At 66.3% G+C, this 14,347-nt stretch carries 14 protein-coding genes; all 14 read left to right on the forward strand.

Annotated elements, in window-relative coordinates:
- The first annotated feature begins 48 nt into the window (after positions 1-48).
- Complete coding sequence (ftsH, locus tag ABDV69_RS08830; protein WP_343573331.1) at positions 49-2,364, forward strand: ATP-dependent zinc metalloprotease FtsH; 2,316 nt, start codon at positions 49-51, stop codon at positions 2,362-2,364.
- A gap of 17 nt (positions 2,365-2,381) precedes the next feature.
- Positions 2,382-2,990 (forward strand): GTP cyclohydrolase I FolE, encoded by a 609-nt coding sequence (folE, locus tag ABDV69_RS08835; RefSeq protein ID WP_343573332.1) that lies wholly within the window; start codon positions 2,382-2,384, stop codon positions 2,988-2,990.
- Positions 2,987-3,829, forward strand: a complete 843-nt coding sequence (gene folP, locus ABDV69_RS08840) for a dihydropteroate synthase (protein WP_343573333.1) — start codon at positions 2,987-2,989, stop codon at positions 3,827-3,829. Before folE ends, folP begins: the two co-directional genes overlap by 4 nt.
- Positions 3,822-4,211, forward strand: a complete 390-nt coding sequence (folB, locus tag ABDV69_RS08845; RefSeq protein ID WP_343573335.1) for a dihydroneopterin aldolase — start codon at positions 3,822-3,824, stop codon at positions 4,209-4,211. The genes folP and folB overlap by 8 nt, the downstream gene beginning before the upstream one ends.
- 52 nt (positions 4,212-4,263) lie before the next feature.
- Positions 4,264-4,803 carry a 2-amino-4-hydroxy-6-hydroxymethyldihydropteridine diphosphokinase gene (gene folK / locus ABDV69_RS08850; protein WP_343573336.1) on the forward strand — a complete coding sequence of 180 codons (540 nt, stop codon included), beginning with the start codon at positions 4,264-4,266 and terminating at the stop codon, positions 4,801-4,803.
- Positions 4,803-5,279: a DUF3180 domain-containing protein gene (locus ABDV69_RS08855; RefSeq protein WP_343573337.1), complete on the forward strand. Its 477-nt coding sequence runs from the start codon at positions 4,803-4,805 to the stop codon at positions 5,277-5,279. Before folK ends, ABDV69_RS08855 begins: the two co-directional genes overlap by 1 nt.
- 98 nt (positions 5,280-5,377) lie before the next feature.
- Entirely contained in the window at positions 5,378-6,967 is a 1,590-nt protein-coding gene (locus ABDV69_RS08860) for a DUF6779 domain-containing protein (protein ID WP_343573339.1), read from the forward strand.
- Positions 6,968-7,158: 191 nt separating this feature from the next.
- Complete coding sequence (locus tag ABDV69_RS08865) at positions 7,159-8,070, forward strand: DUF2520 domain-containing protein (protein WP_343573340.1); 912 nt, start codon at positions 7,159-7,161, stop codon at positions 8,068-8,070.
- Positions 8,067-9,011 (forward strand): pantoate--beta-alanine ligase, encoded by a 945-nt coding sequence (gene panC, locus ABDV69_RS08870; protein WP_343573342.1) that lies wholly within the window; start codon positions 8,067-8,069, stop codon positions 9,009-9,011. The genes ABDV69_RS08865 and panC overlap by 4 nt, the downstream gene beginning before the upstream one ends.
- Positions 9,011-9,418 (forward strand): aspartate 1-decarboxylase, encoded by a 408-nt coding sequence (gene panD, locus ABDV69_RS08875; protein ID WP_343573343.1) that lies wholly within the window; start codon positions 9,011-9,013, stop codon positions 9,416-9,418. The genes panC and panD overlap by 1 nt, the downstream gene beginning before the upstream one ends.
- 28 nt (positions 9,419-9,446) lie before the next feature.
- Positions 9,447-10,271, forward strand: a complete 825-nt coding sequence (locus ABDV69_RS08880; RefSeq protein WP_343573344.1) for a type III pantothenate kinase — start codon at positions 9,447-9,449, stop codon at positions 10,269-10,271.
- A gap of 96 nt (positions 10,272-10,367) precedes the next feature.
- On the forward strand, positions 10,368-11,885 hold the full coding sequence (gene lysS / locus ABDV69_RS08885) for a lysine--tRNA ligase (protein ID WP_343573345.1): 1,518 nt from the start codon (positions 10,368-10,370) through the stop codon (positions 11,883-11,885).
- A 119-nt stretch (positions 11,886-12,004) separates the two neighbouring features.
- Positions 12,005-12,343 carry a histone-like nucleoid-structuring protein Lsr2 gene (gene lsr2 / locus ABDV69_RS08890; protein ID WP_343573346.1) on the forward strand — a complete coding sequence of 113 codons (339 nt, stop codon included), beginning with the start codon at positions 12,005-12,007 and terminating at the stop codon, positions 12,341-12,343.
- Between the two features lie 241 nt (positions 12,344-12,584).
- Positions 12,585-14,347, forward strand: a 1,763-nt coding sequence (clpC1, locus tag ABDV69_RS08895) for an ATP-dependent protease ATP-binding subunit ClpC (RefSeq protein WP_343573348.1), incomplete at its 3' end; no start/stop codon positions are given.

Consider the following 14,347-nt stretch of genomic DNA (forward strand, 5'->3'; position numbering starts at 1 on the left):
CCAGCTGCGTGTATCGGGAAGGACCTGGCCGGAGACGGCCGATGATTGATGAACCGGAAAAACGTGATCCGTACGCTCACGACCGTCGCGGTCGTGTTGCTGCTCGGCTGGTCTTTCTTTTACTTCGGCGACGACACGCGCGGCTTCAAGCCGGTCGACACCTCGGTGGCGACGGCCCAGATCAAGGCCGGCAACGTCAAGAGCGCCCAGATCGACGACCGCGAGCAGCAGGTCCGGTTGACGCTGAAGAGCGCCGCGACCGGCACCGAGGGCTCCGACAAGATCATCACCCACTTCCCGACCGGCTACGCCGTTCCGCTGTTCGATCAGTTGAGCGCGAAGGACGCCCAGGTCAGCACCGTCGTCAACCAGGGCAGCATCATCGGCTCGCTGGTGGTCTACGTGCTGCCGCTGCTGTTGCTGGTCGGCTTGTTCATGATGTTCTCCCGCATGCAAGGCGGCGCGCGGATGGGCTTCGGCTTCGGGAAATCGCGGGCGAAGATGCTGAACAAGGACATGCCCAAGACCACCTTCGCCGACGTCGCCGGTGCGGACGAAGCGGTCGAAGAGCTCTACGAAATCAAGGACTTCCTGCAGAACCCGTCGCGCTATCAAGCGCTCGGCGCCAAGATTCCCAAAGGCGTCCTGCTCTACGGCCCGCCCGGAACCGGTAAGACCCTGCTCGCGCGTGCCGTCGCCGGCGAAGCCGGGGTGCCGTTCTTCACCATCTCTGGCTCCGATTTCGTCGAGATGTTTGTTGGCGTCGGCGCCTCCCGGGTGCGTGACCTGTTCGAGCAGGCCAAACAGAACAGCCCGTGCATCATCTTCGTCGACGAGATCGACGCCGTCGGCCGCCAGCGCGGTGCCGGACTCGGTGGCGGTCACGACGAACGCGAGCAGACGCTGAACCAGCTGCTGGTCGAGATGGACGGCTTCGGTGAACGCGCCGGCGTCATCCTGATCGCCGCGACCAACCGGCCCGACATTCTCGACCCGGCGCTGCTGCGGCCCGGGCGCTTCGACCGCCAGATTCCGGTGTCCAGTCCCGATCTGGCCGGCCGACGCGCGGTGCTGCGGGTGCATGCCGAGGGCAAGCCGTTCAGCCCCGACGTCGAATTTGCCGGGCTGGCCAAGCGGACCGTCGGCATGACCGGCGCCGACCTGGAGAACGTCATCAACGAGGCGGCGCTGTTGACCGCCCGCGAGAACGGCACGGTGATCACCGGCGCGGCCCTGGAAGAGGCAGTCGACCGCGTGGTCGGCGGGCCGCGGCGCAAGGGCCGGATCATCAGCGAGCAGGAAAAGAAGATGACCGCCTACCACGAGGCGGGGCACACCCTGGCCGGCTGGGCGATGCCGGGCGTCGATCCGGTCTACAAGGTGACGATTCTGGCCCGCGGCAACACCGGCGGGCACGCGCTCGCGGTGCCCGAGGACGACAAGGGCCTGCACACCCGCTCTGAGCTGATCGCCCGTCTGGTGATGGCGCTCGGCGGGCGGGCCGCCGAGGAACTGGTGTTCCACGAGCCCACCACGGGCGCGTCATCCGACATTGAGCAGGCCACCAAAATCGCCCGGGCGATGGTCACCGAATTCGGTATGAGTTCCAAACTCGGTGCGGTCAAGTACGGCACCGAACACGGCGATCCTTTCCTGGGCCGCACCATGGGTAACCAAGCGGACTACTCGCACGAGGTCGCCCGGGACATCGACGACGAGGTGCGAAAGCTCATCGAGGCCGCGCACACCGAGGCGTGGGAGATCCTCACCGAATACCGCGACATACTCGACACCGTCGCCGGCGAGCTGCTGGAAAAGGAAACGCTGCACCGTGCCGAATTGGAGGCGATCTTCACTGATGTCGAAAAGCGGCCGCGGCTAACCCTTTTCGACGACTTCGGTGGTCGTATTCCGTCGGACAGGCCGCCGATCAAGACGCCGGGCGAGCTTGCCATCGAGCGCGGCGAGCCTTGGCCCAAACCGGCGCCCGAGCCGGCCTTCAAGGCGGCCATCGCCGCGGCGTCCCGGGATGCTGCCCAGACGGATGTCGAGCGAATTCCTAACGGCAACAACGGTTCTCTTGGCGGGGCCGGTAGCGGTCAGCAGAATTCGACACAGCCGGATTACGGCGCACCGGCCGGCTGGCATGCCCCGGGATGGCCGCCGCCGCCGCAGCAGCATCCAGGCCTGCAGCAGTCGGGATACTGGTACCCGCCGCCGCCGCCGCAGCACTGGCCGGGGCCACCCCGCCAGCACACGGGCCAGCCCTACCCGCCGCCTGGTGCGCCCGCACCAGAGGCAGGCCAGGCCGCCGATCCGCCCGGTGACGGCCCGGGTTCGTCTAACCCCTCGACACACGGCTGACACGAACGGAGACTGCGATGGCGCAGCCGAATTCCGACACCGCGACCCTGAACAAAGCGGTGTTCGATCGACCGCGCGCCGAGGCCGCGGTACGCGAATTGCTCTATGCCATCGGTGAAGACCCCGACCGGCACGGCCTGGTGGACACGCCGGCCCGGGTCGCCCGCAGTTTCCAGGAGATGTTCGCCGGCCTCTACGCCGACCCGGATACCGTGCTGGACACCACTTTTGACGAGCAGCATGACGAGCTGGTGCTGATCAAAGAAATCCCGATGTATTCCACCTGCGAACATCACCTGGTGGCGTTCCACGGTGTGGCGCACGTCGGATACATCCCCGGCCGCGACGGCCGGGTGACCGGGTTGTCCAAGATTGCCCGGCTGGTCGATATGTACGCCAAACGGCCGCAGGTACAGGAACGTCTCACCGCACAGATCGCCGATGCGCTGATGCGCAAACTCGATCCTCGCGGCGCCATCGTCGTGATCGAGGCCGAACACCTCTGCATGTCGATGCGGGGCGTCCGTAAGCCGGGGGCGGTCACCACGACGTCGGCCGTGCGCGGCCAATTCAAGTCCAACAATGCATCTCGAGCCGAAGCCCTCGAACTGATCTTGCGCAGGTGAGCACCACGCGCGTCCAAGTCATGGGGGTGGTGAATGTCACCGACGACTCGTTCTCGGATGGCGGGCGCTACCTCTATGCCGATCGTGCTATCGAGCAAGGGTTGGCGCTGGCCGCCGACGGGGCGGCGATCGTCGACGTCGGAGGCGAGTCGACCCGCCCCGGTGCGCATCGAATCGATCCGCGGATCGAGACGGCTCGCGTCGTACCCGTCGTCAGAGAGCTTGCCGCCCAGGGAATTACTGTCAGTGTCGACACCATGCACGCCGGCGTTGCCCGGGCGGCCCTGGAGAACGGCGCATCGATGGTCAACGACGTCTCCGGCGGTCGCGCCGACGAGGACATGGCGTCGCTGTTGGTCGAGGCCGATGTGCCGTGGGTGCTGATGCACTGGCGTTCGGTGTCGGCCGAACTGCCGCACCAGGTACCGCCCTACCGCGATGTGGTCGCCGAAGTTCGCGCCGAGTTGATGGCCTGCGTCGACAACGCGGTTACCGCAGGAGTGAATCCGGCCAAGCTGGTCATCGACCCCGGCCTGGGCTTCGCCAAGTCCGCCCGGGACAACTGGGCGCTGTTGCACGCCCTACCGGAGTTGGTGGCCGGTGGAGTTCCGGTGCTGGTCGGTGCGTCACGCAAGCGGTTTCTCGGCAGGTTGCTGGCCGGTCCCGACAGCGAGGTCCGGCCACCGGACGGCCGCGAGACGGCAACCGCGGTGGTGTCGGCTCTGGCCGCCTTGCATGGTGCGTGGGGAGTTCGGGTGCACGACGTGCGGTCCTCGGTCGATGCTCTCAAAGTGGTCGAGGCATGGACACGGGCTGGGGCGGTGGGAGCTGATGACTGATCGAATTAAGTTGCGCGGCTTGAAAGTTCGCGGCAACCACGGCGTGTTTGACCACGAGCGTGCCGACGGCCAGGACTTCCTCGTCGATATCACCGTGTGGATAGACCTGGTGGACGCCGCGGCTGGTGACGACTTGGCCGACACCTACGACTACGGTGTCCTCGCCGAGCGGGCGGTCGCCATCGTCGCGGGCCCGGCCCGTAATTTGATTGAGACGGTCGCCGGCGAGATCGCCGAGGACGTCATGAAAGACCATCGCGTGCACGCCGTGGAGGTGACACTGCACAAGCCGCAAGCTCCCATTCCGCACACCTTCGCCGATGTCGCCGTAGTGGCGCGCCGATCTCGGCGCGGCAGGCAGGGCCAGGTGGTGCCGGTATGACCCGCGTCGACGACGATGACGCCGGCGTAGCCGGGGTGGAGGAGTGGCGCCGATGACCCGCGTCGTACTGTCGATCGGATCCAACATCGGCGACCGGCTGGCACGGCTGCAGTCGGTGCTGGACCGGCTCGGCGATGCAGTGCAAGCGGTGTCCCCGGTCTACGAGACTGCGGCCTGGGGTGGGGTCGAGCAGGGCCCGTTCCTCAACGCGGTGCTGATCGCCGAGGACGCAACGCTCGACGGGCATGGTTGGCTGCACCGCGCGCAGGAGATGGAAGCCGCGGCCGATCGCGTGCGCGGACAGAAGTGGGGCCCACGCACCCTCGATGTTGACCTGATCTCTTGCCACCTGACGTCGCTGGAGGGCGACAACGAGCTGTTCTCCCTGGAAGACGGGCTGACCATGCCGCATCCGCTGGCTCACCTGCGCGCCTTCGTGCTGATTCCCTGGCTGGCTGTCGACCCGGCCGCGACGCTGACCGTGGCGGGCGGAACGCAATCGATCGCCAAGCTGATCGCCGAGCTGGATCCAACCGATCGCGCCAGCGTGCGGCACACCGAATTTGTTCTCGAGCTGCGCACCGAAAGCTGATGAGTCCCACCCGCAAACGTGACCTGACGGCCGCGGTACTGGGCACTGCAGTCGCGGGATATGTGCTGGTCACAGTGATGTACCGATGGTTTCCGCCGATCACGGTGTGGACGGGTCTGTCGCTGCTTGCGGTCGGCTGCGCGGAGGCGGTGTGGGGCCGTTATGTGCGGGCGAAGATCGCTGCCGGCGAGATTGGCGACGGGCCAGGCTGGCTGCATCCGCTCGCCGTTGCTCGCAGCCTGGTCATCGCCCAGGCGTCGGCCTGGGTCGGCGCCTGGACGCTGGGCTGGTGGGTGGGCGTCCTGGCGTATCTGTTGCCCCGGCGGTCATGGCTCAGGGTCGCCGCCGAGGACACCGCCGGGACGGCCGTCGCCGCCCTGAGCGCGCTGGGTCTGGTGATTGCCGCGCTGTGGTTGCAGCATTGCTGTAAATCTCCGGGAGACCCGACCGAGAACGGTGAGAGCGTCGAAAGTTAGCTTGGCGCGGCGAACAGCCGATTTCCGTGATTAGTCCAGGTGAGAAACGCCGGAGCACGACGACACGTGGACTGACTCGGGGCCGGTACAGTCGGGCCATGACCGATCTGTCCCGCGGCGCGCGCGTGCGGCGCAGCGGGCGCAGACCGGGGTGGGTGCTGCTGACGGCGTTGCTGGTGCTGGCCATCGGCGCCAGTTCCGCGCTCGTCTTCACCGATAGGGTTGAGCTCCTCAAGCTCGCGGTGATTCTCGCGTTGTGGGCCGCCGTCGTCGCGGCCTTCGTCTCGGTGATCTACCGCCGGCAAAGCGACGTTGATCAAGCCCGGGCGCGAGACCTCAAGCTGGTGTACGACCTGCAGTTAGACCGGGAGATCTCGGCCCGCCGCGAGTACGAGCTCACGGTGGAGTCCCAGCTGCGTCGCGAGCTGGCCCTCGAATTGCGAGCGCAGGCCAGCGAAGAAGTATCGGAGCTGCGAGCCGAGTTGGCGGCATTGCGCACCAATCTGGAAATCCTGTTCGACGCCGAACTCAGCGATCGTCCGGCCTTGGAAGGCGAACGCAGGGCCGTGCGTGGCTACAGCGAATGGGAGCGCGACAACGAAAGCGCCCGCGAGCGCATCAACCGGGTGCAATCCGTCCGTGCCGAAGAGCCCGCCCGGCAGGCCGACGACTCGATCATTGACGTCCACGAGGAACCGCTGGTCCCGGCTCCGCCGCGGCAGCCCGCGACGGACAGCTACCAGCCGAACTACGCGCCGCAGCCGCACGAGGCCTACGCGCCACCGCGGCAGGGAAGCGGCGCCGCCGAAGCCGCCGAGCCGGATCGCAGTTCGCATCGGCGTTCCGGCGACCAGGAAACCCCGGCAGCGCGCAACGAGCCGGCGCCGGACGTCGACTGGACTCCGCCGCATGGCCAGCCCAGCGGATGGCCCACGCCCAATGTGTGGGGGGCGACCGGACCCGAACGGTTCGAGCCGCCGGCCCCACGGCGTTCCCACCGGCGACCCGAATCTCCCTCGCCCGAGCCGCAATTCGCGTCACCGCCACAGCCCGAGCCGGCACGGCCTGAGCCGGCACAGCCCGAGCCGCGGATCCCCTGGCCGCCACCCGCCGAGGCGCCGCGGCCACCATCCTGGCAGCCGGTCAGCTCCGAAGGGCAGTCGCTGCCTGCGTCCGGCAGCAACTGGGACGCCGCTCAGCCCGAGAACCCTGCACCAACGCCGTGGGCATACGACAACGGGCCGCCCCGAGACAAGCCGTCGCACCGGTCACCGACCATCGGCGAGCCCGCCGCGGAGCCGCCGGCCGAGCGGCGGGGGCGGCACTCCAGCGCGGCCGCCGAACAGAGCGACCAGGGTGACGACTGGAGCGAATCGGGTGACGACTGGAGCGAATCGGGCGGTCACGCGCGATCCCGCCACTCTGTCGACCACTCCGAGCCAGGCAGCGCCGGATCGGCCCCGGCGATGTCCCCGCCGCCTCCCCCGCGGCAGCCCGTGCCGCCGCCTCCGGATCGCGGGCCGGTGATGTCGGCGCCGCCACCGGCCGGCGCTCGTCATCGCAGCACAGAACCGCTATCCGAGGCCGAGGAGCCGCAATCCGGCGGCCATTCGGTGGCCGATCTGCTGGCGCGGCTGCAAAGCTCCCCGTCCGAGGGCGGCGGGCGTCGGCGGCGCCGCGAAGACTGAGACGAACACCACCGCGCTTCTCCTCGGGCCGCGACGCGGCCCGCATCGTCGCACGGCTGGGTCCGATGACCGCGCTTCTCCTCGGGCCGCGACGCGGCCCGCGTCGTCGCACGGTACAGTCCTAACGACCGTCCGGTACCCGCAGCGCGGGACTGGAACGAAACCAAAAGGACTTGTGAGGGTCGTCTGCGATGGTGCAGTTCGACGGATTGCGCCCGGCTCGGCTCAAGGTGGGGATCATCTCCGCCGGCCGGGTGGGAACCGCGTTGGGTATGGCGCTGGAACGCGTCGACCACGTCGTGGTTGCTTGCAGTGCGGTATCCCGCGCCTCCCGGCAGCGCGCCGAGCGTCGGCTGGCCGACACCCCGGTAGCGCCGGTACCTGACGTCGCCGGCAACGCCGAACTGCTGTTGCTGGCCGTGCCGGACACCGAATTGCCAGGGCTGGTCTCGGGTTTGGCCGCCACCTCCGCCGTACGGCCGGGCACCATCGTCGTACACACCTCGGGCGTCAACGGCATCGGCGTGCTGGCGCCGCTGACCGCCCAGGACTGCATTCCGCTGGCCATTCACCCGGCGATGACGTTCACCGGTTCCGACGAGGACATCTCCCGGCTTCCGGACACCTGCTTCGGGATCACCGCGGCCGACGAGGTCGGCTACGCGATCGCACAGTCGCTGGTGCTCGAGATCGGCGGCGAGCCGTTCCGGGTGCCCGAGCAGGCGCGCACGCTGTATCACGCGGCGCTGGCCCACGCGGGCAATCACATCGTCACGGTGCTCACCGATGCGCTGGATGCGCTACGGGCGGCGGCTGCGGGCACCGAATTGCTCGGCCAACAGCTCGTCGACAACCAGCCCGACGGTATCGCTGAGCGCATCCTCGGGCCGTTGGCCCGTGCCGCCCTGGAAAACACCCTGCAGCGCGGGCAGGCGGCGCTCACCGGCCCGATCGCCCGCGGCGACGCCGGCACGGTCGCCGGGCACCTGCGCGCGCTGCGGGCCGTCGATCCCCAACTGGCACAGGCCTACCGGGTGAACGCGATCCGCACGGCCGAGAAGGTGCACGCACCCGACGACGTGCTCGAGGTGTTGGCCCAATGAGCATCCAGCGGCCCCCGAAATTCGACGCCGGCGAACTCAGCGTCTACGCCAACCCCTGCGATGTCAGCAACGTCAGCCGAGCGCTGCGGCACACCGGTCGACGGGTAATGCTGGTGCCGACCATGGGAGCTCTGCACGATGGACACCTCGCGCTGGTGCGAGCCGCCAAACGCGTGCCCGGTTCGGTGGTCGTGGTCTCGATCTTCGTGAACCCGTTGCAGTTCGGTGGGGGCGAAGATCTCGACGCCTACCCGCGGGTCGTCGAGGCTGACCTTGAACTTTTACGCGGTGAAGGAGTCGAAATTGCCTTCACCCCAGCCGCTTCGGCGATGTATCCGGACGGCCCGCGGACCGTCGTGCATCCGGGCCCGCTCGGATCCGAGCTCGAGGGTGCCGCGCGTCCGACTCATTTCGCGGGCATGCTCACCGTCGTGTGCAAGTTGATGCAGATTGTCGCACCCGACCGAATCTTTTTCGGGGAGAAGGACTATCAACAACTGGTGCTGGTCCGCCAGATGGCCGCCGATCTCAATATCGGCACCAAAGTGGTCGGCGTGCCGATCGTGCGCGAGACCGACGGCCTGGCCATGTCGTCACGCAACCGCTACCTCGACGTCGCGCAGCGCGAGCTGGCCGGACTTTTGTCGGTTGCGCTGCTGGCCGGCTCGCATGCCGCACCGGGTGGCGCGGATGCTGCACTGAACGCGGCCCGCTCGGTGCTCGCCGCGGTACCCACCATCGACGTGGACTACCTCGAAGTACGCGACAGCGCGCTGGGTCCGGCCCCGGTGGCCGGGGCCGGCCGGCTGTTGGTCGCGGCCCGGCTCGGCAAGACCAGACTGCTCGACAACGTCGCCATCGAAATCGGAACCACCGTGGGCGTCGACGGGCGAGTGTCCGCGGCGCTGCCCGAATCCCTCGAATCTCCAGGGAGGAATTGATGTTACGGACAATGCTCAAGTCGAAGATCCACCGGGCGACGGTCACGCAGGCCGACCTGCACTACGTGGGCTCGGTGACGATCGACGCCGACCTGATGGACGCGGCCGACCTGCTCGAGGGCGAACAGGTGACCATCGTCGACATCGACAACGGCGCCCGCTTGGTCACCTACGCGATCACCGGGCAGCGCGGTAGCGGCGTGATCGGGATCAACGGCGCAGCAGCTCATCTCGTGCATCCCGGCGACCTGGTGATCCTGATCGCCTACGCCCAGATGGAAGACGCGCAGGCCCGCACGTACCAACCCAGGATCGTCTTCGTCGACGCCGAGAACAAAGCGATCGACCTGGGTAGCGATCCGGCGTTCGTGCCGGCTGATGCGGACGAGCTGGTCTCGCCGCGATGAAGCTCGCCCCGATGAAGGAAGTCTAGTCGTGCTGTTGGCCATCGACGTCCGCAACACCCACACCGTCGTCGGGCTGGTATCGGGCACCAAAGAGCACGCGAAAGTGGTGCAGCAGTGGCGTATTCGGACGGAATCCGAGATCACGGCCGACGAACTTGCATTGACGATAGACGGCTTGATCGGTGACGACTCCGATCAGCTAACCGGTGCTTCGGCGCTGTCCACGGTGCCTTCGGTGCTGCACGAAGTCCGGGTGATGCTCGAGCAGTATTGGCCGACAGTGCCGCACGTTCTGATCGAACCCGGTGTGCGGACCGGCATTCCGCTGCTTGTCGACAACCCCAAAGAAGTCGGCGCGGACCGAATTGTCAACTGTCTCTCAGCTTTTCAGAAGTACAATACCGCTTCCATCGTCATCGATTTCGGCTCGTCGATCTGCGTCGACGTGGTGTCGGCCAAAGGTGAATTCCTGGGTGGCGCGATTGCGCCGGGCATCCAGGTTTCGTCCGATGCTGCCGCTGCACGCTCGGCGGCCTTGCGGCGGGTAGAGCTGGCCCGGCCGCGCTCGGTGGTCGGCAAGAATACGGTCGAATGCATGCAAGCCGGTGCGGTTTTCGGCTTCGCAGGTCTGGTGGACGGTCTGGTCGGCCGGATCCGCAAAGACGTCGACGGCTTCTCCGGCGGCCCAGATAGTCAGGTCACTGTTGTGGCTACTGGTCACACCGCGCCGCTGCTGCTGGCCGAGTTGCACTCGGTCGATCATTACGACCAGCACCTGACCTTGCACGGGCTGCGGCTGGTCTTCGAGCACAACCGAGACAGCCAGCGTGGTCGGCTCAAGACCGCACGCTGACTGTCCCTTCTCGCGAAACAGAAGCAGGGGTTGCCGCCGGGCCACGATCACGACCCCTGCTTCTGTTTCGCGGCTTCTCCTTTAAACTGGCAGCTCGTGAACGCCGCCGGCTACGACTCTGAGGATCCACCAGACCTTCCCGAGCAGTTCCGGATACGCCGGGACAAACGCGAGCGCCTGGCGGCCGAGGGCCGCGATCCCTATCCCGTCGAGGTGGCGCGCACCCACACGCTGGCGCAGATTCGCGCTGCCTATCCCGACCTGCCTGCCGATTCGACCACCGGTGACGTCGTCGGGGTGGCCGGCCGAGTGGTGTTCGCCCGCAACTCGGGCAAATTGTGCTTTGCCAGCCTGCAGGACGGCGACGGCACCCAACTCCAGGTCATGCTCAGCCTCGCCGGCGTCGGGCAGCAAGCACTCGACCAATGGAAGGCCGACGTCGATATCGGCGACATCGTTTTTGTTCACGGCGAAGTGATCAGCTCGCGCCGTGGTGAACTCTCCGTGCTCGGCGACAGCTGGGAGATGGCCTCCAAGGCGTTGCGGCCGCTGCCGGTGGCGCATAAGGAGATGAGTGAAGAATCACGGGTGCGGCAGCGTTATGTCGATCTGATCGTGCGTCCGGAGGCACGGACGGTCGCCCGCCGGCGCATTGCGATCATCCGCGCATTACGCAACGCCCTCGAGCAGCGCGGCTTTTTAGAAGTCGAGACACCGATGTTGCAGACTCTGGCCGGTGGCGCGGCGGCTCGTCCGTTCGTCACGCACTCCAACGCGCTCGACCTCGATCTCTACCTGCGGATCGCGCCGGAACTGTTCCTGAAGCGCTGCGTCGTCGGCGGGTTCGACAAGGTCTTCGAACTAAATCGGGTGTTCCGAAACGAAGGCGCCGATTCCACGCATTCGCCTGAATTTTCCATGTTGGAGACCTATCAAGCGTATGGAACCTATGACGACTCTGCCGTTGTAACCCGTGAGCTTATTCAACAGGTGGCTGACGAGGCGATCGGTACTCGACAACTCTCCCTACCTGACGGCAGCGTGTATGACATCGACGGAGAATGGGCGTCGGTGGAAATGTATCCGTCACTGTCAGAGGCTCTCGGCGAAGAGATCACACCCAACACCTGTGTCGATCGCTTGCTCGCTATCGCAGCGTCACTTGACGTCGAGGTTCCGACGGACCGCGGGTACGGGCACGGGAAGTTGATCGAGGAACTTTGGGAGCACACCGTCGGTTCGACGTTGACAGCGCCCACCTTCGTCAAGGATTTTCCGGTCGAGACAACTCCGTTGACGCGCCAACACCGCTGTATTGCCGGGGTAACCGAGAAGTGGGATCTTTATATCCGCGGATTCGAGCTGGCCACCGGATACTCGGAATTGATCGACCCGGTGGTGCAGCGGGAAAGATTCGCTGAGCAGGCACGAGCCGCGGCCGCCGGCGACGATGAGGCAATGCAGCTAGACGAGGATTTTCTTGTTGCCCTCGAGCACGCCATGCCGCCGTGCACCGGAACCGGAATGGGCATCGACCGGCTGCTGATGGCTTTGACCGGGCTCTCAATACGAGAGACGGTATTGTTTCCTATTGTGCGTCCGCATAGCAACTGAGCCGTTCTGTGGCACCGTATTGAATTACTCGCGCGCGTGTGGCAGATTGTTAGACGGGGGCGGTCCAAGCACATGTCCTGGATGGCAAGTGTCTAAGAAGAAAGCGTGAGGCTCAGCCAATGGCGAAGAAAGTGACCGTCACTCTTGTCGACGATTTCGACGGCGAAGGCGCTGCTGACGAAACCGTTGAATTCGGCCTCGACGGGGTGACCTACGAGATTGACCTTTCGGCCAAGAATGCGACGAAACTCCGCAACGACCTGAAGCAGTGGGTGGAAGCGTCTCGCCGGGTGGGAGGCCGCCGCCGCGGGCGTTCGAGCTCGGGCCGGGGTCGTGGTGTCATTGATCGTGAGCAGAGCGCGGCAATCCGCGACTGGGCTCGTCGTAATGGACACAACGTGTCGACCCGCGGTCGTATCCCGGCCGACGTCATCGACGCATTCCACGCCGCAACCTAATCGGCTGAGCCAGCTTTCGCTGGTGGCGAACTGATCTGCAAGCAACGCGGGAAACGATTCACTGTTTTCCCGCGTTGTTTTGTTGTAACCGCGTTGTGGCCGGGAACTCCGAAGTGGCTCAGCGATAGCGAGGTAGGAAGCCCGGCCGATCGCCCACTACAGTGGACGTCAGGTACGCGGTGTCGGCCCCACCGCCGACGATGACGAAGTACCGATGGTGAGGAAGAGCAGGTAACCGCCAATGTTCGAACGTTTTACCGACCGTGCCCGCAGGGTTGTCGTCTTGGCGCAAGAAGAGGCCCGGATGCTCAACCACAACTACATCGGCACCGAGCACATCCTGCTGGGTCTCATCCACGAAGGCGAAGGCGTAGCGGCCAAGTCGCTGGAGTCGCTGGGCATCTCTCTGGAGGGTGTCCGCAGCCAGGTCGAGGAGATCATCGGCCAAGGTCAGCAGGCTCCGTCCGGCCACATCCCGTTCACCCCGCGCGCCAAGAAGGTCCTGGAGCTGAGCCTGCGCGAGGCGCTGCAGCTCGGCCACAACTACATCGGCACCGAGCACATTCTTCTCGGGCTGATTCGTGAGGGCGAGGGCGTCGCCGCCCAGGTTCTGGTCAAGCTGGGCGCCGAGCTCACCCGGGTGCGCCAGCAGGTCATCCAGTTGCTGAGCGGCTATCAGGGCAAGGAGACCGCGGAGGCCGGCACTGGTGGCCGCGGTGGCGAGTCCGGCTCTCCGTCGACGTCGCTGGTGCTCGACCAGTTCGGTCGCAACCTGACCGCGGCGGCCATGGAGGGCAAACTCGACCCGGTCATCGGCCGCGCGAAGGAAATCGAGCGGGTCATGCAGGTGCTGTCCCGGCGCACCAAGAACAACCCGGTGCTGATCGGTGAGCCCGGTGTCGGTAAGACCGCCGTCGTGGAGGGCCTGGCCCAGGCGATCGTGCACGGCGAGGTGCCCGAGACGCTGAAAGACAAGCAGCTCTACACCCTCGATCTGGGTTCGCTGGTGGCCGGCAGCCGCTACCGCGGTGACTTCGAAGAGCGCCTGAAGAAGGTGCTCAAGGAGATCAACACCCGCGGCGACATCATCCTGTTCATCGACGAGCTGCACACGCTGGTCGGTGCCGGAGCGGCCGAGGGCGCGATCGACGCGGCGTCCATCCTCAAGCCGAAGCTGGCCCGCGGTGAGCTGCAAACCATCGGTGCCACCACGCTCGACGAGTACCGCAAGTACATCGAGAAGGACGCCGCTCTGGAGCGCCGGTTCCAGCCGGTGCAGGTCGGTGAGCCCACGGTGGAGCACACCATCGAGATCCTCAAGGGTCTGCGCGACCGCTACGAGGCGCACCACCGGGTGTCCATCACCGACGGCGCGGTGGCGGCCGCCGCCACCCTGGCCGACCGTTACATCAACGACAGGTTCCTGCCGGACAAGGCGATCGACCTGATCGACGAGGCCGGCGCCCGGATGCGCATCCGCCGGATGACCGCGCCGCCGGACCTGCGCGAGTTCGACGAAAAGATCGCCGACGCCCGCCGGGAAAAGGAGTCCGCGATCGACGCGCAGGACTTCGAAAAAGCGGCCAGCCTGCGTGACCGCGAGAAGCAGCTGGTTGGACAGCGCGCTGAGCGGGAAAAGCAATGGCGCTCCGGCGATCTCGATGTGGTCGCCGAGGTCGACGAAAACGAGATCGCCGAGGTGCTCGGTAACTGGACCGGTATCCCGGTGTTCAAGCTCACCGAGGCCGAGACCACCCGGTTGCTGCGGATGGAAGACGAACTGCACAAGCGGATCATCGGCCAGGAGGATGCGGTCCGCGCTGTTTCGAAGGCCATCCGCCGTACCCGCGCCGGGTTGAAGGACCCCAAGCGCCCGTCCGGTTCGTTCATCTTCGCCGGCCCGTCCGGTGTCGGTAAGACCGAGCTGTCCAAGGCGCTGGCCAACTTCCTGTTCGGCGACGACGACGCGCTCATCCAGATCGACATGGGCGAGTTCCACGACCG

Source organism: Mycobacterium sp. (assembly GCF_039583785.1).
Classification (GTDB): Bacteria; Actinomycetota; Actinomycetes; order Mycobacteriales; family Mycobacteriaceae; genus Mycobacterium.

Excerpts from the sequence above, each read along its gene's own strand:
- ftsH (WP_343573331.1), top strand. The coding sequence starts at position 49 with ATGAACCGGAAAAACGTGATCCGTACGCTCACGACCGTCGCGGTCGTG.
- folE (WP_343573332.1), top strand. The coding sequence starts at position 2,382 with ATGGCGCAGCCGAATTCCGACACCGCGACCCTGAACAAAGCGGTGTTC.
- folB (WP_343573335.1), top strand. The coding sequence starts at position 3,822 with ATGACTGATCGAATTAAGTTGCGCGGCTTGAAAGTTCGCGGCAACCAC.
- folK (WP_343573336.1), top strand. The coding sequence starts at position 4,264 with ATGACCCGCGTCGTACTGTCGATCGGATCCAACATCGGCGACCGGCTG.
- ABDV69_RS08855 (WP_343573337.1), top strand. The coding sequence starts at position 4,803 with ATGAGTCCCACCCGCAAACGTGACCTGACGGCCGCGGTACTGGGCACT.
- ABDV69_RS08860 (WP_343573339.1), top strand. The coding sequence starts at position 5,378 with ATGACCGATCTGTCCCGCGGCGCGCGCGTGCGGCGCAGCGGGCGCAGA.
- ABDV69_RS08865 (WP_343573340.1), top strand. The coding sequence starts at position 7,159 with ATGGTGCAGTTCGACGGATTGCGCCCGGCTCGGCTCAAGGTGGGGATC.
- panC (WP_343573342.1), top strand. The coding sequence starts at position 8,067 with ATGAGCATCCAGCGGCCCCCGAAATTCGACGCCGGCGAACTCAGCGTC.
- panD (WP_343573343.1), top strand. The coding sequence starts at position 9,011 with ATGTTACGGACAATGCTCAAGTCGAAGATCCACCGGGCGACGGTCACG.
- lsr2 (WP_343573346.1), top strand. The coding sequence starts at position 12,005 with ATGGCGAAGAAAGTGACCGTCACTCTTGTCGACGATTTCGACGGCGAA.